This is a genomic window from Nocardia puris, assembly GCF_036051655.1.
Classification (GTDB): Bacteria; Actinomycetota; Actinomycetes; order Mycobacteriales; family Mycobacteriaceae; genus Nocardia; species Nocardia puris.
On sequence record NZ_CP107943.1, the window covers coordinates 5,419,195 to 5,443,260 of the forward strand.

General features: G+C 69.9%; 27 protein-coding genes. 21 read left to right on the forward strand and 6 right to left on the reverse strand.

The window, feature by feature from the left end; translation table 11 throughout:
* Positions 1-41 precede the first annotated feature (41 nt).
* On the forward strand, positions 42-1,265 hold the full coding sequence (locus OHB21_RS24925) for a fatty acid desaturase family protein (RefSeq protein WP_067507093.1): 1,224 nt from the start codon (positions 42-44) through the stop codon (positions 1,263-1,265).
* A 57-nt stretch (positions 1,266-1,322) separates the two neighbouring features.
* Here OHB21_RS24925 and OHB21_RS24930 read toward each other — a convergent pair whose 3' ends face one another.
* Entirely contained in the window at positions 1,323-1,526 is a 204-nt protein-coding gene (locus OHB21_RS24930) for a cold-shock protein (protein WP_084537471.1), read from the reverse strand.
* A gap of 329 nt (positions 1,527-1,855) precedes the next feature.
* Here OHB21_RS24930 and OHB21_RS24935 point away from each other — a divergent pair, with 329 nt between their 5' ends.
* The 3 genes from OHB21_RS24935 (at position 1,856) to OHB21_RS24945 (ending at position 4,518) form a co-directional block, all read left to right on the forward strand.
* A complete protein-coding gene (locus tag OHB21_RS24935; RefSeq protein WP_067507086.1) occupies positions 1,856-2,530 on the forward strand; it encodes a universal stress protein in 675 nt (224 codons plus the stop codon).
* A gap of 168 nt (positions 2,531-2,698) precedes the next feature.
* Positions 2,699-2,857 (forward strand): hypothetical protein, encoded by a 159-nt coding sequence (locus OHB21_RS24940; protein ID WP_157115814.1) that lies wholly within the window; start codon positions 2,699-2,701, stop codon positions 2,855-2,857.
* On the forward strand, positions 2,818-4,518 hold the full coding sequence (locus OHB21_RS24945; protein WP_324192136.1) for a cation:proton antiporter: 1,701 nt from the start codon (positions 2,818-2,820) through the stop codon (positions 4,516-4,518). Before OHB21_RS24940 ends, OHB21_RS24945 begins: the two co-directional genes overlap by 40 nt.
* A 138-nt stretch (positions 4,519-4,656) precedes the next feature.
* Here the strand turns inward: OHB21_RS24945 and OHB21_RS24950 are convergent, their stop codons facing one another.
* The gene (locus OHB21_RS24950; protein ID WP_067507083.1) at positions 4,657-5,256 is read right to left on the reverse strand and encodes a TetR/AcrR family transcriptional regulator; all 600 of its coding nucleotides are present in this window, start codon (positions 5,254-5,256) and stop codon (positions 4,657-4,659) included.
* Positions 5,257-5,321: 65 nt separating this feature from the next.
* Here OHB21_RS24950 and OHB21_RS24955 point away from each other — a divergent pair, with 65 nt between their 5' ends.
* A complete protein-coding gene (locus tag OHB21_RS24955; protein ID WP_195125836.1) occupies positions 5,322-6,668 on the forward strand; it encodes a YhgE/Pip domain-containing protein in 1,347 nt (448 codons plus the stop codon).
* A 412-nt stretch (positions 6,669-7,080) separates the two neighbouring features.
* Entirely contained in the window at positions 7,081-7,512 is a 432-nt protein-coding gene (locus tag OHB21_RS24960; protein ID WP_067507077.1) for a 2-isopropylmalate synthase, read from the forward strand.
* 59 nt (positions 7,513-7,571) lie between these two features.
* Here the strand turns inward: OHB21_RS24960 and trxA are convergent, their stop codons facing one another.
* Together trxA and OHB21_RS24970 are read right to left on the reverse strand one after the other, a co-directional pair.
* Positions 7,572-7,943, reverse strand: a complete 372-nt coding sequence (gene trxA / locus OHB21_RS24965) for a thioredoxin (RefSeq protein WP_067507075.1) — start codon at positions 7,941-7,943, stop codon at positions 7,572-7,574.
* A gap of 49 nt (positions 7,944-7,992) precedes the next feature.
* Positions 7,993-8,514 carry a 2'-5' RNA ligase family protein gene (locus tag OHB21_RS24970; RefSeq protein ID WP_067507193.1) on the reverse strand — a complete coding sequence of 174 codons (522 nt, stop codon included), beginning with the start codon at positions 8,512-8,514 and terminating at the stop codon, positions 7,993-7,995.
* Positions 8,515-8,594: 80 nt separating this feature from the next.
* Between OHB21_RS24970 and OHB21_RS24975 the strand changes: the two genes are divergently transcribed.
* The 13 genes from OHB21_RS24975 to OHB21_RS25035 all read left to right on the forward strand — a co-directional run bounded on the left by OHB21_RS24975 (position 8,595) and on the right by OHB21_RS25035 (position 20,337).
* Positions 8,595-9,680: an isocitrate/isopropylmalate dehydrogenase family protein gene (locus tag OHB21_RS24975; protein ID WP_067507071.1), complete on the forward strand. Its 1,086-nt coding sequence runs from the start codon at positions 8,595-8,597 to the stop codon at positions 9,678-9,680.
* Positions 9,681-9,911: 231 nt separating this feature from the next.
* Positions 9,912-10,754, forward strand: a complete 843-nt coding sequence (locus tag OHB21_RS24980; protein ID WP_195125837.1) for an MlaE family ABC transporter permease — start codon at positions 9,912-9,914, stop codon at positions 10,752-10,754.
* 1 nt (position 10,755) lies between these two features.
* Complete coding sequence (locus OHB21_RS24985; RefSeq protein ID WP_067507064.1) at positions 10,756-11,616, forward strand: MlaE family ABC transporter permease; 861 nt, start codon at positions 10,756-10,758, stop codon at positions 11,614-11,616.
* 9 nt (positions 11,617-11,625) lie between these two features.
* Positions 11,626-13,116 carry an MlaD family protein gene (locus OHB21_RS24990; protein ID WP_195125838.1) on the forward strand — a complete coding sequence of 497 codons (1,491 nt, stop codon included), beginning with the start codon at positions 11,626-11,628 and terminating at the stop codon, positions 13,114-13,116.
* On the forward strand, positions 13,116-14,144 hold the full coding sequence (locus tag OHB21_RS24995; protein WP_195125897.1) for an MlaD family protein: 1,029 nt from the start codon (positions 13,116-13,118) through the stop codon (positions 14,142-14,144). The genes OHB21_RS24990 and OHB21_RS24995 overlap by 1 nt, the downstream gene beginning before the upstream one ends.
* Positions 14,141-15,136 (forward strand): MCE family protein, encoded by a 996-nt coding sequence (locus OHB21_RS25000; protein ID WP_195125839.1) that lies wholly within the window; start codon positions 14,141-14,143, stop codon positions 15,134-15,136. Before OHB21_RS24995 ends, OHB21_RS25000 begins: the two co-directional genes overlap by 4 nt.
* A complete protein-coding gene (locus tag OHB21_RS25005; protein ID WP_195125840.1) occupies positions 15,133-16,206 on the forward strand; it encodes an MCE family protein in 1,074 nt (357 codons plus the stop codon). The genes OHB21_RS25000 and OHB21_RS25005 overlap by 4 nt, the downstream gene beginning before the upstream one ends.
* A gap of 35 nt (positions 16,207-16,241) precedes the next feature.
* Positions 16,242-17,285, forward strand: a complete 1,044-nt coding sequence (locus OHB21_RS25010) for an MCE family protein (protein ID WP_324192137.1) — start codon at positions 16,242-16,244, stop codon at positions 17,283-17,285.
* Positions 17,286-17,413: 128 nt separating this feature from the next.
* Entirely contained in the window at positions 17,414-18,520 is a 1,107-nt protein-coding gene (locus OHB21_RS25015) for an MCE family protein (protein ID WP_228791485.1), read from the forward strand.
* A 23-nt stretch (positions 18,521-18,543) separates the two neighbouring features.
* Positions 18,544-19,077, forward strand: coding sequence for a hypothetical protein (locus OHB21_RS25020; RefSeq protein ID WP_195125843.1), 534 nt, complete (start codon positions 18,544-18,546; stop codon positions 19,075-19,077).
* Positions 19,078-19,157: 80 nt separating this feature from the next.
* Positions 19,158-19,745: an SRPBCC family protein gene (locus tag OHB21_RS25025; protein WP_195125844.1), complete on the forward strand. Its 588-nt coding sequence runs from the start codon at positions 19,158-19,160 to the stop codon at positions 19,743-19,745.
* 25 nt (positions 19,746-19,770) lie between these two features.
* Positions 19,771-20,115, forward strand: coding sequence for a phage holin family protein (locus tag OHB21_RS25030; RefSeq protein WP_084537468.1), 345 nt, complete (start codon positions 19,771-19,773; stop codon positions 20,113-20,115).
* 6 nt (positions 20,116-20,121) lie between these two features.
* Positions 20,122-20,337, forward strand: a complete 216-nt coding sequence (locus OHB21_RS25035; protein ID WP_067507042.1) for a hypothetical protein — start codon at positions 20,122-20,124, stop codon at positions 20,335-20,337.
* A gap of 4 nt (positions 20,338-20,341) precedes the next feature.
* Here the strand turns inward: OHB21_RS25035 and OHB21_RS25040 are convergent, their stop codons facing one another.
* Both OHB21_RS25040 and OHB21_RS25045 read right to left on the reverse strand, forming a co-directional pair.
* A complete protein-coding gene (locus OHB21_RS25040) occupies positions 20,342-21,544 on the reverse strand; it encodes an NADH:flavin oxidoreductase (RefSeq protein ID WP_067507039.1) in 1,203 nt (400 codons plus the stop codon).
* Positions 21,544-22,110 (reverse strand): TetR/AcrR family transcriptional regulator, encoded by a 567-nt coding sequence (locus OHB21_RS25045; RefSeq protein ID WP_067507036.1) that lies wholly within the window; start codon positions 22,108-22,110, stop codon positions 21,544-21,546. Before OHB21_RS25045 ends, OHB21_RS25040 begins: the two co-directional genes overlap by 1 nt.
* Before the next feature lie 336 nt (positions 22,111-22,446).
* Here OHB21_RS25045 and OHB21_RS25050 point away from each other — a divergent pair, with 336 nt between their 5' ends.
* Positions 22,447-23,298, forward strand: a complete 852-nt coding sequence (locus tag OHB21_RS25050) for an ABC transporter permease (protein WP_324192138.1) — start codon at positions 22,447-22,449, stop codon at positions 23,296-23,298.
* Positions 23,295-24,056, forward strand: coding sequence for an ABC transporter ATP-binding protein (locus OHB21_RS25055; protein WP_195125845.1), 762 nt, complete (start codon positions 23,295-23,297; stop codon positions 24,054-24,056). Before OHB21_RS25050 ends, OHB21_RS25055 begins: the two co-directional genes overlap by 4 nt.
* Positions 24,057-24,066 lie beyond the last annotated feature (10 nt).

Below are 24,066 nucleotides of genomic sequence, written 5' to 3' on the forward strand. Positions count from 1 at the left end.
GCGCTGTCGCCCCCCGAACTCACAGATCCGAGGACACGCCCGTGGCGATCACCGATATCAAGACCTACGCCCATCTCGATGCGGCCGACGTCGAATCCCTGGGACGGGAACTCGACGCGATCGAGCGTGAGGTCCGCGAGAGCCTCGGCGCCGCCGACGCCTCGTACATCCGTCGCACCATCGCGTTCCAGCGCTTCCTCGACGTGGGCGCGCGGTTGATCATCGCGCGGAGCAGGACGCGCCGCGGCTGGCTGGCGGGTACGCTGGCGCTGGCCACAGCCAAGAGCATCGAGAACATGGAGATCGGCCACAACGTCTCCCACGGGCAGTGGGACTGGATGAACGATCCCGAAATCCATTCCAGCACGTGGGAATGGGACATGGCCGGCCTGTCTTCGCAATGGCGGTACTCGCACAACTACCGCCACCACGTCTTCACCAATATCGTGGGCATGGACGACGACATCGGCTTCGGCGTCATGCGGGTGACACGAGATCAGCCGTGGCAGCCCCGTTTTCTGCTGCAACCGTTCCAAAACCTGTTGCTCGCGGTGACTTTCGAGTGGGGCATCGCGCTGCACGGCCTGTACTCCGAACTCGACCGGACCACGTCGGCGTCCGAACGGCGCGCGCATACCAGGGCGATGGTCGCCAAGATGGCGCGCCAGGCCCGCAAGGACTACGGCGTGTTCCCGCTGTTGAGTGGCAGGCGGTGGCGGCGCACGCTGGCCGCCGACGCGTCCGCCAACGTGCTGCGCAACGTGTGGGCCTACCTGGTGATCTTCTGCGGGCACTTCCCGGACGGTGCGGAGAAATTCACCCCGGAAGTCCTCGGGGCGGAGACCAGGGGCGAGTGGTTCCTGCGCCAGATGCTGGGCACTGCCAATTTCGACGCCGGCCGCGTGCTCGGTTTCCTCAGCGGGCATCTCAGCCATCAGATCGAGCACCACCTGTTCCCCGATCTGCCGAGCAACCGCTATCCCGCCATCGCCGTGCGCGTGCGGGCACTCTGCGAGAAATTCGATCTGCCTTACACGACGGGCCCGCTGGCGCGGCAATACCTGCTCACCCTGCGCACCGTCCACAAATTGGCCGCGCCGGATCGCTACCTCACGGCCACTTCGGACGACGCACCGGAAACCGCTTCGGAGCGCAAGTTCGACGGTCGCGCCATCCCCGAATCGAACGGACAAGACAGGGCCGGCCGCCGGGGACTTCTGACCGCGTTGCGGGACATGCCCGGCAGGCACAACCGGAAACGGTGACCGAAACGAGAACGACCCCGCACCGAAGTGCGGGGTCGTTCACTCTGTCACGCCGTGTCAGAGGGCGCGGACATCCTGGGCCTGCGGGCCTTTCTGACCCTGGCCGACCTCGAACTCTACGCGCTGGCCCTCTTCGAGAGACTTGTATCCCGAGCCGCTGACGGCCGAGTAATGCACGAAGACGTCAGGGCCGCCTCCGTCTTGGGCGATGAAGCCGAAGCCCTTTTCGCCGTTGAACCACTTCACACTGCCTTGAGCCATGTTGTGTGCTACTTCTTTTCTTGTAGGTGAGCCGTGCGGATCTCTGTGATGAGCACGATCTCGCTGTCCACTATGCCATGGGTCGGTCGACTCGCGCGCATCGGGGCGGCGCGGGCCCCCACGCGCAGCGAGAGCGCGCCCGGCCCGGCCGTCCTTCAGGTCGGCCGCGAACGACGCCGATCTGCCCGCCGGTGGGCGGTGGTGTCGACTCGCCGCCGCGGGCGCGACGCCGGTGCGGTCGCGTTCGCGTCAGGTAGAGACCATTGGTCCCCTGGACCATGGCCCTTCGCACGTATCGGACACTGATGCGAAGAGAGGACCGTAGGGGCATGAACGCTTCTCTTGTCCTCAGCGTCGCAGCCGTCTGGATTCTCACGGGGTTGGTGACCGGATTATGGATGGTCCGCCGCGGGCACGATCCGATGTGGATTCCCTTCGCCGTATTGTTCGGGCCGCTGTTCGTGCCGATCGCGCTGGAACGAGTGGAGCGCCATCCCAGGTTGGCCACCTCCGGGCCCGGCGGAGGACCGGCGGCGCGGTCGCGAACGCCGGACGGGCCCCGGGTGCTGGTGGGGCTGAATGGGTCGGCGGAGTCGGAACGCGTGCTGGCCGCGGCGCTACGGTTGTTCGGGTCCCGGTGCGGCGTGCTGGTGCTGGCCGAGGTGGTCGGCTACGACGCGACCTCGGACGATTCGCAGTCGGCGGTCGATGCCGCCGCCAGGCGCCTGGCCGCCGCGGCGGCGGTGGCAGGCGGCGTGGGCGAAACCGTGCGATTCGAAGTGCTGGCCGGTCCCGCGGGTGAGGCGTTGCGGCGCTTCGCGGCGGAGCAGGACATGGATGTGCTCGTCGTCGGTCGGCGCCGGCCCGGGTTGTCGACGCGGCTACTGGGCAGCGTCTCCGCTGACGTGGTCCGCCACTCTCCGGTCCCCGTACTCGTCGTCGAGCCCGGGAACAATCCGGCCCCCGCTCGTCGGACGGCATCCGCGCAGGGGGCGTCGCGATGAACCCTGGCATGAGGGACGGCGCGCGCACGACCGCCCCGCGCCGCTGATGCGGCGGGATCGCGCACACCCACCCGGCGACCGAGCCAGTCGTTCCCACCGCTGATCGGCGGCCGCACTTGCCCGCTGCCCGGCACATGCCGGCCGCGACCGGCCGGTAGAGTGACGGTGATGGCGACCGCACCGCCTCGCCGAAAGCTCGCCGTGACCGATGTGTCCGACCTGGCGGGCCGCGCCGTGTGCGGGGTGGCGCCGGTCGAGGCGCAGCACGGCACCGATCCGGTGGCCTCGTGCGTACTGCCCGCCGTGCGGGCCGCGGGGCGGGGCTGATCGTGGAGCCGCACGCGTTCCAGCTGGTCGCGATCATCCTCGTCATCGCCGCAGCGGCCGGGATGGTGGCGGTCCGGCTGCGGCAGCCCATGATCGTCGCGTTCATCGGCGTCGGGATACTGGTCGGCCCGGTCGGCACCGGCTGGGTCGACGCCGACAGCACGATCGAGCTGCTGGCCCGGCTGGGCATCGCGATCCTGCTGTTCCTCGTCGGGCTGCGGCTGGACATGCACCTGATCCGCAGCACCGGGCCCGTCGCCCTGGCCACGGGTCTCGGGCAGATCGTGTTCACGTCCGTGTTCGGCTATCTCATAGCGATCGCGCTCGGCATGGACAGCGTCACCGCGCTCTACGTGGCGGTCGCCCTCACCTTCTCGTCGACGATCATCATCGTCAAACTGCTGTCCGACAAACGTGAACTCGACCAGCTCCACGGGCGAATCGCCGTCGGTTTTCTCATCGTCCAGGACATCGTCGTGGTCCTGGTGATGATCGCGCTCACGGCCTTCGGGCAGCCGGCCGGCGACAACCTGCCTTCGAGCATCGCCGCGACCCTGGGCAAGGGGCTCGGCCTCCTGGTCGGCACTGGCCTGCTCATGCGCTACGTCCTGCCTTGGCTGCTGCACCACATCGCGCGGTCTCAGGAATTGCTCGTCCTGTTCGGGGTCGCTTATGCCGTCGCGATCGCCGCACTCAGCGAATGGCTCGGCTTCAGTTCCGAGGTCGGTGCCTTCCTCGCCGGAGTTTCGCTCGCCCAGACCGCCTACCGCGACGCCCTCGGCGCCCGGCTGGTCAGCCTGCGCGACTTCCTGCTGCTGTTCTTCTTTCTCGATCTCGGTGCCAAGCTGGAGTTCAGCAACGCCACTCAGCAGATCACCGAAGCCGCGGTCTTCTCTCTGTTCGTGCTCGTCGGCAACCCGCTGATCGTCATCGCGATCATGAGCGCCATGCGCTACCCGGTTCGTGTCGGGTTCCTCGCCGGGCTCACCGTGGCCCAGATCTCCGAATTCTCCCTCATCCTGGCCGCGCTCGGGCTCGGGCTCGGGCACATCACCAACGCCACGGTCAGCCTGATCACCGTCGTCGGGCTGATCACCATCGGCGGCTCCACCTACCTGATCACGTACTCACATCAGATCTACCAGCGCATTCACCGCTGGCTCGGCGTGTTCGACCGCACCGGGACCCGAGCCGGGGAGCTTCCCGCCGAAGCGGGGGACTACGAGGTGATCCTCTATGGGCTGGGTCGATTCGGCAGCCATGTGGCCGCTCGCCTGGCCGAGACCGGCCACCGCGTCCTCGGGGTCGACTTCGATCCTCGGACGATCGCCACGGTCAAGCGCGACGGGGTCACCGCGGTGTTCGGCAGTGCGGACGACATCCACTTTCTGGAGCACCTGCCGCTGGCCCGCGCGCGGACGGTCATCAGTGCCATCCCCACGCTGGAGATCAACCTCACGTTGCTGCACAACCTTCGCCACCACCGGTACGACGGCCTCGTCGTGCTCACCGCGCACACCCGGCACGATATCGACCAGCTCCGCGCCGCCGGCGCCGACGTGATCCTCACCCCTTTCGCCACCGCGGCGACCTCGATCGCCGACGCGCTGCACCGGTTCCTCGAGACGGGTGACCACTCCCACCTGGACGAGGGCCGGTGACCCTGGGGCCGTCCCATCGCCCGGTTCGACGTGGCTGGTCGGCATGTCGTACGTCACGGCGTGCGTCTACGCCGTGGTGCGCACCGGTGTCTCCCGTGCGGCTGGTGCCCGCGGCCCGGGCGATGGCCGGTGAACAGATCAGGGCCGCGGGCGTAATCCGTCCAGCATGTGCCGGGTGGTCTCGTCGAGCAGTTCGTCGGCGGTCTCGGCCGTCACCACCCCCGACCCGACGAACGTCGCCAGACCCTGCAACGCGGCCACCGCTGAGAGCGCGATGCGGCGCGGGTCGCCCGCGACCACCTCGCCGCGCGCCTGCGCCTCGGTGATCAGCGCGACCGGCGCGGCGAACGCGCGGTCGACGGCCTGCGTCATGGCCTCGGTGGCGGCGGGGCTGTGCCTGCGGGCGAACATGACGGCCAGTAGCGCGGCGTTCTCGGTGGCGAACCGCAGGTAGGCGCGCGCCATGGCGCGGACGCGCCCACCGATCGAATCCTCCGCCTCGATCGACTCGATGGCCGCGCCGAGGCGTTCGAATCCGGAGACGGCGAGGGCGTCCAGCAGCGCCTGCTTATCCTTGAAATGCCGGGTCGGCGCGCCGTGGCTGACGCCGATGTCGCGGGCCAGCCCGCGCAGTGACAGACCGTCCACCCCCGACTCCCGCAGCGTCGCCTCGGCGCGCGACAACAACTCGGCGCGCAGGTCGCCGTGGTGGTAGGAGCGGGTCCGGGTGATCGTCATGGTGTAGGCAGGATAACAACATGTTGGCATTGACTACTTTGTAGGCACTGCCTACATTTGCCTGCATGAAGAGTCGGATCTTCACCGCCCCCCTCGCGGTGCTGCTGGTGTTCGCGGGACTGCTCGCCACGATGTACCTCGGCTACGCGGGCAACACCGAGAAGAACCTCCACGGCTTCCCGATCGCCCTGGTCAACCAGGACGTCGGCGACGTCGGTCCCGACGGCGCGTCGCGCAATGTCGGCGCGCAGGTCGCCGACGCGCTGGTGGCCGGAATCCCTTCGGACAAGGTCGATCTGCGCGTGCTCGGCCTCGGCCCGGCCCGCGCGCAGCTGGGCAGCGGCGAGGTCTACGGCGCGATCGTCATCCCGTCCGATTTCACGAAACGGCTGTCCATCCTCGGCGCCTCGGCCGTGGTGCCCGGCGACGTGGAACGCCCGATCATCACCCTGTACACCAATCCGCGCGTGGGCCCGTTCACCACGGGCATCACCCAGCGCATCGCCGACCGCGCGCTCGACCAGGTCAACACCACCGTCGGCGCGACGCTGGGCGAGCAGGTCCGCGCCGCGCTGCCCGACCGGGCTGCGGCCGACATGCCCGGCGCCGCAAGGCTTGTGCTCGCCGATCCGGTCGAGGTCGTGACCAGTCCGTACCGCCCGATGCCCGACGCGGCCGGGGAAGGGCTCGTCGCGTTCTTCTACGCGCTGATCCTGCTGCTCGCCGGCTTCACCGGCGCGATGCTCATCCACACCCTCACCGACTCCGCCCTCGGCTTCACGCCCACCGAGTACGGCCCCTGGTTCGTGCACCCGCCGGCCACCGGCATGTCCCGTTTCCGGACGCTGCTCGTGAAGTGGGCGGTGGCGGCCGTCGGCGCGCCGATCCTCTCGGGCGTATTCGTCGGTGTGGCAACGGCATTGGACATCCCGCTCGGCAACGGCCCGCTGCTGTGGCTGTACGGCACGCTGGCGATCTTCGCGGTCGGCTGCACCGCGCTGTCGGTGCTCGCGGCGTTCGGCACGGCCGGTTTGATGGTGAACCTGATCGTGTTCGTCGTGCTGGGCCTGCCCTCCTCGGCGGGCACCATCCCGCTGGAGGCCACGCCGGAGTGGATCGCGAAGATGGCCGCGTTCGAGCCGATGCACCAGATCTACCTGGCGGTGCGCACCATCCTGTTCTTCGACGCCGACTGGTCGGCGGGTCTCGGGCAGGGGCTGGGCATGACGCTCGCGGGTCTGCTCATCGGCGTCGCGCTCGGCGTCACGGCCACCGTGGGGTACGACCGGTGGGGTTGGCATCGCGGCGCGGAGGCCCCGCGTCCCCCGAAATCCGACACGCCGGAGGATTCGGACACGCCGGACAATGCGCCGAATCGCCGGAATCGGGACGAACTGGTCGCGGCGACCTGATTTCGCCCCGCGGACACCGGCGCGCCACGCACTCGTCAGGGGTGCGTGGCGCGCCGGTCGCCGGAGAGGCGCCCGTCACGCCGCCGTTCGCGGATTTCGGCCGCGAGCTGCGGCGATGGTACTCGCGAGTAGACGAACGCGGCGCGAAATGAGGTTGCTATCGGGCCCCGGAGTGCCTATTCTCGATCGCGTGCCGAATCCCGCCTACCGCCACAGCGCAGCGCTCCGTGTCGCAGACCGCGACCGCGCCGCGCTTCTTCCGCTCACCGCGATGGTGGCGCAGGCGCGACTTCTCGTAGTAACCCGCCGTAGCGGGGTCTGATTCGGACCGGCCCCCTCGCTGCGGGCTGTTTTTCTGTGTTGCCGCTGGTCCCCTCCGCCGACACTCTCTTCGGGAAGACCTGACCTGACCATGACCACCCTGACCCTTGACACCCACACCTTCCTCGCCGCCGCGCCCAAGGGGCTGCGCGCGGAAGCCGCCGGCCTGAGCCCGGCGGAGTTCTACGACCGCTACTGCGGGCACGCCGGCCCGATCCGCCTCGGCGATTTCGCCCCCGGCGCCCGCAACGCCGAATACATCGCGACGCTCGAGTTCGCCGACCGCCTGCGCACCGTGGCCACCACGGGCAGCCCGGTGGCGGCGCTCACCTCGGCGCTCTACGACGAGGGCTATCCGGTCGAGATACTGCAATTCCACCAGCGCCGCACCGCCGAGGGCACCGCGACATTCGTCCGGTGCGAGATCAACGGCAAGCGCGGCTGGGGCGCGGCCCTGGCCGGCGACGGCGCCGAATCCACCGTCCGCGCAATGCTTTCCGGGATCAACCGGCTCGGCTCCTGACACGCCGCGGGCCGCGCACCCGGTGGGGTGCGCGGCCCGCGGCGTGTCACGGTGCGGCGTTACTCCGCGGCGGGCTGCTGCTCGGCGATCTGCTTGCGCACCTCGTCCATGTCCAGGCCCTTCACCTGGGTGACGAGGTCCTCGAGCGCGGCGGGCGGCAGCGCGCCCGGCTGCGCGAACACCAGCACGCCCTCGCGGAACGCCATGATGGTGGGGATCGAGCGGATGTTCGCGGCGGCCGCGAGGCCCTGCTCGGCCTCGGTGTCCACCTTGCCGTGCACCACGTCGGGATGCTTCTCCGAGGAGGCCTCGAACGTCGGCGCGAAACTGCGGCACGGACCGCACCACGACGCCCAGAAATCGACGAGTACCACGTCGTTTCCGGTGACGATCTCATCGAAATTCTGCTGGGTCAGGGTCTGGGTGGCCATGACGTCCTCTCGTGTCGTGTGTCGCCAGCTGTAACGCCCGGCGTGTCCCTTATCTTCCACGGGCCACCGGCCAGGCGCGCCGATGGTCGCCGTCCCACCGCCGGATACCCACGATCGTGGCGGTGAAATCGCGATCCGCGGCCACGGCGTGTATCGCGTCGCCGAGCAGGCGCGCGGGCACCCGCCGCGCCAGCGTGAGGTGCGGAGTCCACGCGTCGGGCCGCAGATTCCCCGGCACGCCCGGACACGGCGCGACGATGCCGGACACCCGCCGGTGCACCGCCAGCAGCTGTTCGCTGGGCACCACCGCCCGCACCAGGATCGGGTGGCGCGCCCCGAACACCAGCACCCCGCCGATCCGCACCGGGAACGGACGGAACTCCATCCGCTCCAGCTCGGTGTCGAGGCGCGGCCAGATCTGCTTCGCCACCGCGACCGTGATGTGCGGGCGATGGGTCTCGGACTTCGTCGCCGCCAGGCTGGTGACGCCCGCCTCGGCGAGCAGGTCCCATTGGCGCCGGATCTCCGCCTCGGCCGCGTCGTCCACCAGCAATTCGACCGACTGCACCATGATGCTCACAAGGTAGCGTTTCCGGCCCGCCCCGGTGGGCCGGTTCGGTGACGCCGAGGCACGGGCGGGAGGATGACGCGGTGAGCGGTGCGAAGGGTGTCAGGCGGCTGGGCCTGATCGAGGGTGACGGGATCGGTCCCGAAGTGGTGCGCGCGACCAGGGCGGTCGTGGACGAGGCGATCGCCGTGACGGGCGCGGCGCCGATCGACTGGGTGGAGCTGCCGATGGGCTTGCGCGCCATCGAGGAGTTCGGCGACCCGCTGCCCGAGCACACCCTCACCGCGCTGGAAGACCTCGACGCCTGGATCCTCGGCCCGCACGACAACGTCGCCTACCCGCTCGAACACCGCGGCGGCGTCGCGCCCGGCGGCGCCATTCGCAAACGGTACGGGCTGTTCGCGAACATCCGCCCGGCCCGCGCGTTCGAGGGCGTGCGGGCGATGTCGCCCGATATCGACCTGGTGATCGTGCGCGAGAACAGCGAAGGCTTCTACGCCGACCGCAATATGTTCGCCGGCTCCGGTGAGTTCCGTCCGACGCCCGACGTGGCGATGTCGGTCGGCGTCGTCACGCGGCAGGCCTGCGAGCGGATCGCGCACGCCGCTCTCCGTTTGGCGGCGACGCGGCGCAAGCGCTTGACCATCGTGCACAAAGCCAACGTGTTGCCGATGACGATGGGGTTGTTCCGCGACGTCTGCTACGAGGTCGCGCGCGGTTACCCCGAGGTCGCCGTCGACGACGAGCACGTCGATGCCGTCGCGGCGCATCTGGTGCGCGCGGCCGCCGACTACGACGTGCTGGTGACCGAGAACCTCTTCGGCGACATCCTCTCCGACCTGGCGGGCGAACTGAGCGGATCACTCGGCACCGCCGCCTCGCTGAACTGCTCCGACACCCGCGCGATGGCGCAGGCCGTGCACGGCGCGGCGCCCACCCTCGCCGGGCGCAACCGCGCGAACCCGGTGGCGCTGCAACTGTCCGCGGCGATGTTGTTGCGGTGGTTGGCGACTCGCGACGACGACGCCGCGCTGCGGGCGGCGGCCGATCGCATCGACCGCGCGGTGGCCGCGACGTTCGCGGCGGGCATCGCGACGGCCGATCTGGGCGGGCTCGCCACCACGGGCGAGTTCACCGAGCACGTCCGCGCGCGGGTCCACCGGCGGTAAAACGCACTCACTATCTGAGTCACTTTCTCGCGATCCGCACGGTCGCGTCTTTCTCGTGCCTTGATCGGACCTGTTCTCGTCGATTCGGGGTAGCGGTCACACCACTGCCTTGTTATTGTCTGAGTCACATTTCTACGGTCGCGTAGCTATTGAGTACTACGGAGCCGTAGCTCCTGGGATGTCCCGCCGCGGCGCGGGCGCCCGCGTGCTCCGACGGAGGGGACTGGTCCGGTGACTGTGCCGATCTACACCGATCGCGAACGCGTGCTGAACTTCGGGCGCGACTATTGGCGCGACCATCCCCGTCGCTCGGTACGGACCGCGGGCAGGCAGCTGATCATGACGGGGCGGGCGTCGGCGGAGGTCGTCACCTCGATCGCCCGCCGTCGATTTCCCTTGCGGGAGTTCGTTAAACAGTTCGCCTTCATGGCGAACGTGGCCGCCACGCCGACGTTGCTGGTGGCCGTGCCGATCGCCGTGGTGGTCTCCATCCAGGTCGGTTCGCTGGTGAGCCAGGTCGGCGCGACCACGTTCATCGGCGCGGTCAACGGGCTGGGCATCATCCGCCAGGGCGCGCCGCTGGTGACCTGTCTGATGATCGCGGGCGCGGTCGGGTCCGCGATCTGCGCGGATCTCGGGTCGCGCACCATCCGCGAGGAGATCGACGCCATGGTCGTGATGGGCGTCGACCCGATCCGCAGGCTGGTCGCCCCGCGCCTCGCCGCGGCGGTCCTGGTGAGCGCCTTGTTGTGCGCGATGGTGGTGTTCGTCGGCTTCGCGACCGGCTACGCGTTCAACGTCTACATGCAGTCTGGGACACCTGGCTCCTATATCAGTACCTTCGCGTCGTTCGCGGTCGCCGCCGACCTCGTGGTGGCGATCGTGAAGGCGATGATCTTCGGTGCGCTGGCCGCGATCATCGCCTGCGATACGGGCCTGGACACCCAGGGCGGGCCGGGCGGCGTCGCGAACGCGGTGAACTCGGCGGTGGTGAACTCCGCGATCGTGCTGTTCGCGGCGAACATCGTCCTCACCCAGCTCTACAACACCTTCTTCCCGAGCCGGGTGATCTGAGATGGCGAATTACGTTCCGCCCGTGGCCCGTCCGCTGCGGTGGCTGCGCCCCGTGGCCGGCGTCCCGTACGGCGCCGCGGTGCGACTCGGGCACCAGGGCCTGATGCTCTGGCAGACCGTGGCGGCGATCCCGTTCGTGCTGCGGCACTACCGCCGCGAGGTGCTGCGCCTGATCACCGATGTCACCTGGGGCAACGGGTCGCTGGTCGTCGGTGGCGGCACCGCCGGAGTGGTGCTCATCCTGTGCGGGTTCGGCGGCATCACCGTCGGGATGGAGTCGCACACGGCGCTCGATCTGCTGACCATGAGCCCGCTCACCGGCGCGGTCTCCGGTTTCGCGACCACCAGGGAACTCGCGCCGCTGCTCGCGACGCTGGCGTTCGCCGCGCAGGCCGGATGCCGGTTCACCGCCCAGATCGGTTCGATGCGCATCTCCGAGGAGATCGACGCGCTCGAGTCGATCGCGATCCGCCCGCTGCCGTACCTGATCACCACCCGCATGCTGGCCGCGCTGGTCGCGATCCTGCCGCTGTACAGCATCGGCCTGGCCGTGGCCTACCTGACGACGAAGGTGGCGGTGTATTTCCTCGGCGGCACCACGCTGGGCACCTACGACCACTACTTCCACCAGTTCCTGAACCCCGCCGACATCGCCTGGTCGGCGCTCAAGGTGGTGGTGTTCGTCCTGCTCACCACGTTCATCCAGTGCTATTACGGCTTCGTCGCCGCGGGCGGGCCCGAAGGGGTCGGCGTGGCGGCGGGGCGGGCCATCAAGGTGGCGATCATCGTCGTCGTCTTCGCGAATCTTCTTCTCACGCTGTCGATCTGGGGGATCGACCCCGGTATACGGATCTCCGGATAGGGAGTGACCATGATCATCGATCCGAGCGGACGGGGCCCGTCGGCGGTCCGGCTCGCGGTGCTCGGTGTCGCCGCCGCGACCGCGCTGAGCGCGGTGGTGGCCGGACTCGGCCTGCGCTACACGGGCGCGTTCACCGACGACATCCCCGTCACCGCGGTGCTCACCGGCACCGGGGACGGACTGCCCGAGCATGCGGACGTGAAATTCCGCGGCTTGCTCGTCGGGCGCGTGGACGAGGTGGGCATCGTCGCGAAGGGGGAACGCCTCGAGGTGCTGCTCGCGCTGAAACCCGAAGTGGTGTCCTCGATTCCGGACACCGTGACGGCGCGGGTGGTGCCCGCCAACATCTTCGGCGTCACCGCGATCGAGCTGGTCGACAACGGCGCCGCCCCCGCCGGGCTGCGGGCGGGCTCGACCGTCCACGAGGACACCGGCGAGGCGACCACCCAGCTCCAGACGACGCTCACCACGCTGCGCACCGTGCTGGACAGCATCCAGCCCGAGCGGCTCGGCCGGGTCCTCGCGACGCTCGCGGACGCGCTCGATCCCGCCGCGCGGGTGCCCGGCTCCACCGTCGAGCGCCTGGACCGGTGGACCACCGAGGTCCGCGCCGCGCCCGGGATCGGTGATCTACTCGGCGATCTCGGGGCGGCCGCCGCGGCGGTGAACCGGTCCGCGCCCGAATTGATCGACGTGCTGGGCGAATCCGTCACCGCCGCCCGCACGATCACCGAACGGCGCGCGGCGGTGATCGACCTGCTCGCGACCGCGGGCGGCACGGTCGACACCGTCAACGCCCTGTTCGCCGCCAATCCCGACGCGGGCAAGGAGCTGGTCACCGGGCTGGACGAGACCTTCGGCGCGCTGGCCGCCGATCCGGACGCCCTCGCGGTGACCATGGCCAATCTCGACGACGCGCTCGGCAGGCTCGCGACGGTGTTCACGTGGGGCCCGAACAACCAGATGAACTGGTCGATCGACGTGACGTTCACGCCGTTCCGCCGCTACACCGCGGCCGACTGCCCCCGCTACGGCGAGCTGAGCGGGCCGCGCTGCGGTGGGCCGACCGTGCCGGAGACGGAGGTACCGCAGGAGTTTCCGCCGCAGTTGCTGCCCCGGCGCGTGGAAGCGGCCGGGCCGCAGGGGGTTCCGGCCATCCTCGTGCCGGGCGCGATTCCCGGATTGCCCGGGGCCCTCGCGCCACCAGGGTCCCCCGAGGCGCCCGGGGAGATTCCAGGCGCACCTGGGATGCCCGAGACGCCGAGTGCGCCCGACGTACCGGCGATTCCCGGCCTCCCGCCGATACCGGGTCTGCCCGAGATCCCCGGCCTCACCGCGCCCGTCCGCCCCGCTGCCGCCACCGGCCCGGTCCGCGGCACGGAGGCGATGACCACCTTGCTCGGCCGCCGTCCGACGACGGCCCAATGGTTGCTGCTCGCACCGGTCCTGGCCGACGGAACCCTCACCGTCGACGCCCATCGGACGGGGGAAGCCCGATGATGACCATGCGCAACGCCGTGCTCAGCATGGCCCTCTTCGTCGCCGTCGCGCTGGTCGCCGGGTACACGATCTGGTCCACGCTTCAACGTTCGGTTCCCGGCGAAACACACACCTACACCGCCACGTTCGGTGATGTGCTCGGCCTGCGCGTCGGCGACGACGTGCGGGTGGCGGGTGTGCGGGTCGGCCGGGTCGACGAGATCGGACTCGACGCCGACCGCGAGGCGCGGGTGGTGCTGCGGGTGCGCGCCGACCAGCGGCTCACCACCGCGACGAAGGCGCTGATCCGCTACCAGAACCTCATCGGCCAGCGCTACGTGGCGCTGGCGCCCGGCGACGGCGAGGGCGAGGGCGAGCCGCTCGCACCCGGCGGTGCGATCCCGTTGGCGCGCACCGAATCCTCCTTCGACGTCTCGACCCTGCTCGCCGGGTTCGAGCCGCTGTTCAGCGTGCTCCAGCCCGAGGGGATCAACTCGCTGTCGGAGACCCTGGTCCAGGCCTTGCAGGGCGACGACGTCTCGCTGAGCGCGCTCATCACCCAGGCGGCCGGGCTGGCGAGCACCTTCCGGGAGCGCGACGAGATCCTCGGCGCGGTGATCACCAATCTCACCGGCGTCGTCACCGGACTGGCCCACCGCAGCGGCGAACTCGAAACGCTCATCACGCAGTCGCGGACCCTGGTCACCGGCCTCTACGAGCAGGGGGAGGTCCTGAAGGATGCCTTCCACCGGATCACCGAGTCCACCGACGATCTCGCGGCGCTGGTCGCGCAGATCCAGCCCGGGATGGCGCGCGCCCAGCGCGACGCCACGACCGGGGTCGAGCTGCTGCTGTCGAACGGCGCGCGACTGGACCGGGCCGCTGTCGAATTGCCGTACGTCCTGGCGGGATTGGCGCGCATCAGCGGCAACGGCGCCTACATCAACTCCTACATCTGCGGTCTGGACGTGTCGCTGTGGGGCGTGCTGTTCCCGCCCGGCGTGCTCACCCGGATCGGCGGGAACGCGCACTCGGAGGTGTGCCGATGAGACAACGATTCACCGACAGGCAGTTCTGGCTCGGCATGGCCGGCGGCGTGGTGGTGCTGGCGCTGCTGATCGGCTCCGGTCTGCTCACCAGGGCGGGCATCGGGCAGCGCACCGTGTACGCGGAGTTCGCCCAGGCCGCGGGATTGCGGGTGGGCAACAGCGTGGACGTCTCGGGTGTCGCAGTCGGCACGGTGAAATCCACACGGTTGCAAGGAGACCGCATCGTGGTCGGTTTGTCGATCGACCGGGGGCTGGCGCTCGGGCCCGACGCGAGCGCCGCCATCGAGATGTCCACGATCCTCGGCATGATGCACGTCGAGCTGGAGCCGGGGACCGGCGACGGCCTGCCCGGGGACCGTATTCCCTTGGAACGCACCAGGGTTCCGTACAACCTGTCGAAGGTGATCCGGGATCCGCGGTACAAGGACTCCTTCGAACACATCGAACGTCTCGATCCCGACGCGCTGCGCGAATCGCTGGAGGCGGTGAACCGGCAGATGGGTGATTCGCCGCGGCTCACCGCGCAGGCGCTGGACGCGGTCGGGGTGCTGGCGAAGGTGGTGGCCGACCGCCGCGACGAGGTGGACAGCCTGCTGCGCGGCATCGACGCCGTCTCGAACCTGGTGGCCGAGAACCAGAACGGGGTGTTGCTCCTGCTCACGCGCGGTCAGGCCATCGGCGACGCCATCGGCGCGCGCCAGGACCTGCTGCGCCAACTGCTCGACAACGTGGCCGCGGCGTCACAGGCGTTGCGGGACATGGGTGTCGAGAACGACGGGCAACTCGGCCCGCTCATCCAGAGCCTGAACACCATGTCGGAAGGGCTGGAGAAGAACCGCGAGAACCTGGACCGCCTCTACCAGCTGATGCCGGTCACCTTGCGGCAGTTCACCAATACGGTCGGCAACGGCCCCTACGGAGAGGTCTACATGCCGTGGCTGTTCCCCGACAACTGGTTGTGCCTGGTGCACGTGGTGGAGGGGTGCCGATGATCCGCGCGGTCGTGCTGTGCCTGGCGGCGACGGTCGCCGCAGCCTGCGCCACCCTGCCCGGCGACCTCGGCGCGGTGCTGGGACGGTCGATCCACGTGACCGCCGATTTCGACAGCGTGGCCGGGCTCTACGTCGGCAACGAGGTCGCCGTGCTCGGCCTGCCCGTCGGCGAGGTGACCGCGATCGAGCCGAAAGGCGACTACGTCCAGGTGGTGATGCGAATCGACGGTGACGTGCCGGTGCCCGCCGACGCCATGGCCGCGCTGATCTCGCCCCAGCTCATCACCAACCGGCACGTCGAGCTCAACCCGGGCTACACCGGGGACGGGCCGACCTTGACCGACGGCGCGCATATCCCGTTGGCGCGCACCAGGACTCCGGTCGAACTGGACCGCATCCTGCGGAACTTCGAAGAGCTCGGCGCGGCGTTGCGGGGCAGTGCCACCGAGGGCCCGATGGCGAGCCGCGTGCTGTATCCGCTGCTCGACGGCAACGGCGACCGGATCCGGGAGACCCTGGACGCGCTCGCGTCCGCGTTCGAGGTGTCGCTGGCGAACAAGGACCAGATCTCCAACACCATCACCAAACTCACCGAGATCACCACTGTGCTGGCCGAGAACGACACCACCGTGCGGGAATTCAGCGCGCGGCTGACCGAGCTCATCACCCTGATGGCCGACCAGGCGCCGGGCCTGCGGGCGGTGCTCGCCCAGATCGACGCGTTCGTCACCAATACGAGCGCCGTCGTCGCCGAGAACCGGGTTCCGCTGACGGCGGCGCTGAATCGTTTGACCACCATCACAGCCCAGATGCGTTCCAACGCAAGGGGTCTCACCGAAGTGGTCGATGTGGCGCCGCTGTTCTTCGAGAACTTCGCCAACGCGGTGAGCACCGAGAATCGCGCCCTGCGACTGCACCTGCTGACCGATAAGTCGTTGCTGGACAACGAACTTCTCGCCCTGTTCTGCGAACGGGTGCAGATGCGGTCCGACGGGTGCCGCACCGGGAAGCTCACCGATTTCGGGCCCGACCTGGGCCTGACCCTCGCGCTGACGGGACTGCTCCGATGAGGCGCCGGGCCGCACGGGCTCTCGCGGCGCTCGGAGTGTCCCTGTCGATCGCCGGGTGCGCGGTCACCGTGGACACGGTGCCGCTGCCCAAACCCGGCGTGGAGGGGCCCAGCTATCGGCTGCGCGCCATCTTCGACAACGCGCTCAATCTCCCCGAGCGCGCCCGCGTGAAGATCGGCGGCACGGATGTCGGTGTGGTGGAAGAGATCCGGACGGTGAACTTCCTCGCCGAGGTCGATCTGGCGATCCGTGCCGACATCGCCCTGCCCGAGGGCACCCGCGCGGAGCTGCGCCAGGCCACCCCGCTCGGGGACATCTTCATCGCCCTGACGCTGCCGGAGCGCGGTCCCGACACCGAAGTCCTCGGCGACGGCGATCTCATCGACCGCGCGCACACCTCGGCGGGCGCGTCGGTCGAGGAGCTGATGTCCTCGCTGTCGATGCTCATCGGGGGCGGTGCGCTCAACCAGGCGGCGCGCATCACGAGCGAGATGAACGCGATGGTGGGCGGGCGCGGTCCGCAATTGGCGCACCTGCTCACCGAACTCACCGCCACGCTGTCGGCGCTCAACGCGCGCACCGGTCAGATCGACGGCCTGCTCGACGGGCTCGCCGCCCTGACCACCACCCTGAATCAGCGCAAGGAGGAGCTGGGACGCGCCGCCGAGACCTTCCCGCCCCTCATCGGCGTCCTGGCCGAGAACAACCGCGCCATCGCCGATCTCACGGCGAAGGTGGCGGTGACCATGGACGCCCTGGGCGATTTCACGGCGACCACCGGACCGGAGTTCGTCTCGCTGTTCGACAGCGTGCAGGCGCTGATGACCGGATTCACCCGCATGGGCGACCATCTCGCGGGGACGCTGGAAGGCCTGCACACGATCTATCCCTCGCTGCTGGCGAGCACGGAAGGCAACACGCTGGCGATCGGCGCGACCATCTCCTATCTGAGCCTGAGCGCGCTCACCGACCCGGAGGCGGGCAAAATGCCCGACGTCGGCGATGTCGGCGCGTTCGCGGGCAGTCTGGCCGAGGTGCTGGCCCGGGTGCTGGCGCGGGTGCAAGGCGGGCACCGATGAACGAGCGGCGCGAACAACTCGTGGCGCTGGCCGGATTCGCGGCCGACCTCGCCGCCGCGGCGGTGGTGGCGCTGGCGGTATGGGCGCGCCGCCACACGACGGCGTTCGCCCTGCTGGGGCTGATCGGTATGTTCCTGCTCGGCTGCGGCTACCTCGCGGTGGACGTGATCCGGGTGGACCCGTTGCGCGAGACCTACCGGGTGCGGGTGGCATTGCGCGAGTCGGGCGGTCTGTTGCCCGGCAACGATGTGACGGTGCGCGGCGTGCGCGTGGGCACGGTGCGCGCGGTCGAACTGACGCCCGGTGGCATCGAGGCGACCGCCGAGATCGACAGCCGATTCCGGATCCCCTCGGAGGGAACGGCTTCCGTGCACCGGCTGTCGGCCGCGGGGGAGCAGTACCTCGACTTCCGGCCCGCGACGGGCGGCGGCCCCTTCCTGGCGGACGGGTCGGTGATCGGTGTCGATCGCACCGCCACGCCGGTGACGATCAACTCGTTCCTCACCAACACGGGCGCGCTGATCTCGGGACTGAATCCGGAGCGGCTCAACGTGATCGTGGCCGAACTGGATCGTGCCCTCGCCGACGGGCCCGACCGGTTGCGCACGGTGATCAGCGGGATCAGCCAGGCGATGGCCGGGCTCGGCGGGCAGTTGCCGCAGACGAAACAGCTGATCGCGAACCTGTCCGTCATCGCCGAGACCACCACGCACGCCCAGCCCGATCTCGGCACCCTGGTGCGGGGCTCCGGGGCGCTGTTCGAGCAGCTCACCGCCGCCGACGCCGAGGTGCGGCGCCTGCTCGAGCTGGGCCCGGGACAGCTCGCCACGCTGGGCGGGGTGGTGGCCGAGACCAGCGACCCGATCACGAACCTGGTGACCAACTTCGTCGCCATCACCCGGGCGGCGCGGTTGCGGACCCCGGCCATGCGGGCGCTGTTCCCGGCCATGCGCGCCGGATCGGCCGTGATGGGTGTGCCCGCCCACGGCAACGCCTTTCACACCATGCTCGACATCTGGCCCCGTCCCACCTGTGAGTACGAGACCATCCCGGTCTCGCCGGCGCAGGTCAGCGACGGACGGGTGCGACTGCACAACTACTGCGTCCTGGCCGATCCCGGTGCGCAGGTGCGCGGTTCGGCGAACGCGCCGCGACCCGCGCTGCCCGACAACGGTTCCGGGCCGCCGCCCGATGTGACCGGCGACGAACTGTCGGTGCCGTTGCCCGCCAAGTGAATTCCCCGACGAAAGCAGTGCGAGTGACCAGCGAATCAGATCTTCCCGAGAAGTCCACCTCCCGCCGCGCCCACGCGCTACCGGTCGCCGGTGTGGTCGCCGGACTGGCTGGCCTGGGCGCCGCCGCCTGGTTCGGCATGCAGAAGGCGCAGACCGACGCCCTGTCCGAGGCCCGGGACGCGGCCCAGCGGGCGGCCTGCGCGTACGCGCCCACCCTGGCCTCCTACGACGCGGCCAACCTGGACACCTATTTCGCCGCCGTGCTGGCCGGCGCCACCGGCGCGTGGCACGACGAATTCCACGCCACCAGCCGGGATCTGCGCGAGGTCCTGGAACAGGGCCGGGTGGTGTCGACGGTGGATTCGGTGCAGTGCGCGATCGAGTCCGCCGACGAGTCCGCGGCGCGCGCGGTCGTCGTGATCGGCCAGACCATCACCAGCGCCGGCACCGCGGGCGAGCCGCGGCCGGGACAGCTCGCGGTGGGCCTGTCGCTGCGCAAGGTCGGCGACGCCTGGCTCGTCGACGAAGTCAGCTCACCGGCCCTGCCGCGTCCGTGAAAGACGCTGCCGGGCACTCCGATTCCGCCCACCGACAACCACCGAACCGATCGGCCGCACTCATGGAGAAACGTTCACTCATGGTCAGACTCGTCATTCTCGCCCTCGTCGCCGCGGCTTTCGTGGCCGCGCTCGTCGCGCTCGTCACCGCGCTCGTGCTACGCCGCCTTTCCCAGCGGGTGGCCAGGAACGAGATCGCGCCCTTCCCGGACCGCACCGTCGCCGAATTGGCCGAGCTGCGCCCGACATTCACGATGACGACCGACGTCCACCTCGATTCCCCGCCCGAGCGGATCTGGACGGCGTTGGAGGAGGGCGCGTTCTCGTGGATTCCGTTCATCCCCGGTATCCACTACCGCGGCGCCGACCGCACCCCGGGTGTCGTCCGCACCCTCGACGCCGTGTTCTTCGCCGCCGACGAACAGGTGCTGCGCCGGGAAGAGCATCGCAGGCTCACCGTCGTCGGTATCCGCACCTCCGTGCCGCTGTTCGTGCAGAGCTACGTGGCCGACTTCCGCTTGACCGCGACATCCGACGGCGGCACCGACCTGTCCTGGACCGTCGGCGGCCGGCCCGCCCTGTTCGCGTTCCTCCCGCTGAGCTGGACCGCGCCGTTCATCCGTCCGTTCGCGAAGGTCGTCCTGCGCAGGCTGACCACCGCCCTCTGAAAATCTGTGAAAGGCAAGCCATTCCATGGACAGAACAACTCACCACCGACACGGCCCGGCCGGTCGCACCGGTGACCTGAACGAGGCGCTGCTACGCGTGAGCGCACCGGTGCGCCGGCGCTGGCGTCGCTTCCGCGCCGACCTCGTCGACGCCGCGAAACTGGCCGTGCTGGGCGCGCTCCTGCTCGGCTTCGCCGGTCTCGCGGTCCTCAGCGGCGGCTATCTGCTGGTGGGCTCGGGGATCGAGGCCCTCGCGCAGTGGATGCCGCACTGGCTCGCCACGCTGACCTGCGCGCTGGTCCTGCTGCTGACCAGCGCGGTGAGCGCGGGCCTGGGACTCCTGGCGATGAGCCGGATCCGCCGGCGGTGAGCCGCCGTGGCCCGCACCGTTCGCGCCTGTCACTGTCGCGAAGTCCTGAACTACTTCGGGCACTGCGCCGCCTGCGGGTATCCGGCCCGCGCCGACCTGGTCACCACCGTCTACACCGACGGCTCGCAGACCGCCACGCTCGTCGCCACCTGCGGTCTACCGTGCGGGTGGAGCGGCCCGGTGCCGCTCACCACCATGACGCCGCGCGATCCCTCGGTCTAGTGCGTCAAACACGCTGGGAGTCTTGGGATCCGGCGAGAGCGGCGTGGTCCAGCCGGAACACGCAGCGGGTGCCGGTGTAGATGGTCGGCATACAGCGGTTGCAGTGCGTGCACGCCGAGCGCGTGGTGGCGTCGGCGCGAATGCGGTGCAGCAGGCCCGGTTCGCGCAGCAGCGCGCGGCCCATCGCGACGAACTCGAACCCCTCGGCGCGGGCGAGGTCCATGGTGTCGAGGTCGGTGATGCCGCCGAGCAGGACCAGCGGCATCGACAGTTCGCGGCGGAACTGACGGGCGCGCTCCAGTAAATAGGCGTCGTGGTACGGGTATTCGCGCAGGAAGCCACGGCCCACGAGTCGGAAGCCCCAGCGCGCGGGTCCCGGAAGCACCGCCCCGAATTCGCGGCGCGGGGCGTCGCCGTGGAAGAGCAGCATCGGGTTGAGCAGGGAACTGCCCGCCGTGAGTTCGAGGGCGTCGAGGGACCCGTCGGCCTCCAACCACGCGGCGACGCGCAAGGATTCGGGCACGGTGAGGCCTCCGCGCACACCGTCCTCCATATTGAGTTTGGCCAGAACGGCGAGGCGCCCGCCGACGGCCTCGCGGACGGCGCGGGCGATCTCACGGGCGAATCGCGCCCGGTTCTCCGGTGATCCGCCGTACCGATCCTTACGGCGGTTCAGCAGCGGGCTCAGGAACGCGCTGGCCAAGTAGTTGTGGCCGAAATGTATTTCCACCGCGTCGAATCCGGCCTCCTCGGCGAGCAGCGCCGCGCGAGCGTGCGCTTGGACCAGCTCGCCGATCTCGGTTTCGGTGGGCACGTGCATCGCCCGCATCGAGAGCGGACTGAACATCCGGCTCGGGGAGAGCGCGGGCGCGCGGTTGGAGGCGGCGTTGGCGACCGGGCCCGCGTGGCCGAGCTGCGCGCTCGCCGCGGCCCCCTCGGCATGCACGGCGTCGGTGAGCGCGCGGAGTCCGGGTATCGCGTCCGGGCGCATCCAGATCTGTTTGCGGTCGGTGCGACCGCCGGGTGCGACGGCGCAGTAGGCGACGGTGGTCATCCCGACGCCGCCCGCCGCGACCTCACGATGGAACCGGATCAGTTCCTCGGTGACCAGCGCGCCGGGCGTGCGTCCTTCGAAGGTCGCGGCTTTGATCACCCTGTTGCGCAACGTGATCGGGCCCAGGCGGGTGGGGGTGAAGATATCGGACATCACGAATCACCTTCCGGTGCGGTCAATCCCGCGATCACGAAGTCGCGCAGTGCGGCGCGCGCCCGCTCGGACGGCCCCTCCGGTTCCGTGCCGAAACGCAGGATGATCAGGTCGAAGGCGAGCGACCAGCGCCGCCTGCTCTCCGGCTCGCGTAGTCCCGGCAGCAGTCCGGTCCAGGAGTCGAGCCGGAACCAGGGCTGTCGCCACAGCAGCGGGTGCCGCCCGAGCACCAACTGCGCCAGCAACCGCAGGTGCAGCCGCCCGGCCGGATCCGCCGCCAGTTCGGTGAACGGCGCCAGGATCGCGTCGACCACCGCCTCCACCGTGGCCGGACCCTCGGTCGCCGCCGCCAGCCGGTCCGCCCACAGCGGCCCGAGCCGATCTTCCAGCAGCGCCGCGACCAGCGCTTCCTTCGAGCCGAAGTGGTAGTGCACCGCCGCCGGATTCATCCCGGCCTCCGCGCACACCAACCGCACCGACACGTCCTCGTACCGCTCGGTGAGCAGCAACCGCTCCGCCGCGCTCAGCAACCGCTCACGGGTGCCCACCGAAACCTTCCCAGCCATGCGCCCTAGTAGAACGCGTTTCAATCGATATTTCAAGCAGTGATGGAAAATGAGTTCCTGGACTGCCGCTCACCGGCCCTGTAGGGGGCGCACCTGACCTCTCCGGCCCGCACCGAACGAGTCCGTCGCGCGGCTCACCACCGGACTGGTTCCGAGTGACGACGCCCGGCGAACCCTTCCGATCACCCTGATCGTGGTGGCGGATTGTCCGCGCGCGCCCGGTGCCAGCGGCGGTTTTCCCGCGCGCCCGGTGGCGTAGCAATTTCGCGTGCCTTCGGGAAATCCGGGCGTAATGGCCGCTGCTTACAAAGTTCGCGACGCAGAAAGGTGAATGGCGTGAGCACGGAGACACTCGACGGACCGGCCTTCCTCGTACGCCCGGCCGTCCGGCAGGCGGTCGGGAGAAGATTGCGCGAGCGAGGAATTCAGCGCGGCGCGGGGAAGATCGTCTCCGCGGTGGCGGGCGTGGCGCTCGTCGCGGTGATCTGGAGCGCGATCCGGGCGGCGGGCGTCTTCCCGCCGGTGCTGTTCCCCGGACTCGCCGATGTCGGCCGCGCCGGTCTGGCCATGTGGCGCGACGGCACGCTGGCCGCCGATATCGGCACCAGCCTGACCAGGGTGGTTCGCGGTCTCGCGGTCGGGTCGCTGGCCGCCGTGGCGGTGGGCACGCTCACCGCCACCACCGCGTTCGGCCGCCTGGTGATGCAACCGGTCCTGCGGTTGTTCGCCCCGATCCCGACGGTCGCGCTGGTGCCCCTGGCGATCCTGTGGTTCGGATTGGGCGAGCAGAGCAAACAATTCGTCATCGCGCTCGGCGTATTCGTCCCGGTGTGGATCAATACCCATTCCGGGTTGTCCACCACACCGGCAGACTATTTGAAAGTCGCGCGCTGCACCGGCGCGTCCCGCACGGCCACGCTGACGCGCATCGTGCTGCCCGAGGCGCTGCCCGATATCGTCACGGGTCTGCGGGTCGGCGTCGCCACCGCGTTCGTGCTCATCGTCGTCGCCGAAATGACCGGGACCACCTCGGGATTGGGGTACCGGATCGCGCAGGCGCAGTTGTTCTCCCAGGTCGACCGGATGCTGTTCTGCCTCGCGATCCTCGGCCTGGTGGGCGTGCTGTGCGACCAGATCGTCGCGACGGTCGCGGCCCCGTGGATCCGTTGGGCGCAGGTGCAGCGATGACCGGCGAACTGCGGGCCGAACACCTCACCGTGCGCTTCCCCGGACGGCGCGACCCGGTGCTGCGCGATGTCTCGCTGCGCGTCCCGGCCGGGTCGATCACCGTGCTGGCCGGGCCGTCCGGCTGCGGCAAATCCACGCTGCTCGACTGCTTCGCCGGCCTGCTCACACCGTCTGACGGCGCGGTCACCGAGGACGGCGTGCCCATCACCGGCCCGGATCGCCGTCGCGGCGTGGTCTTCCAGCGCGACGTGCTGTTCCCCTGGTGTAGCGTGCGCGCCAATCTCGGCTTCGCCCTCGCGGCGGCCGGCGTGCCGCGCCGCGAGCGCGCCGGGCGGGTGGCCGAGCTGCTGCGCACCGTGCACCTGTCCGCCGACGTGGCCCGCCGCCACCCGCACGAACTGTCCGGCGGGATGCGCCAGCGCGTCGGCGTCGCCCGGATGCTGGCCTGCGCCCCCGAGGTGATGCTCATGGACGAGCCGTTCGCCGCGCTGGACGCCCAAACCCGTTTGCACATGCAGGATCTGGTGCTCGAGATCTGGGCGGCCTCGGCGCGCACCGTCGTGTTCGTCACCCACGACGTGGACGAGGCCATCCGGCTCGGCGACCGCGTCGTCGTCCTCGGCGACGGCGGTGTGCGCGCCGAACTCGGCAACCCGCTGCTGCGCCCGCGCCCGGCCGACCGCCTCGCCGAACTCCCCGGGTACAGCGAAATGCGCCGCACGCTGCACCACCACATCGGCGGCGTCGCCGTCTCCTGAGTTTCCCCGG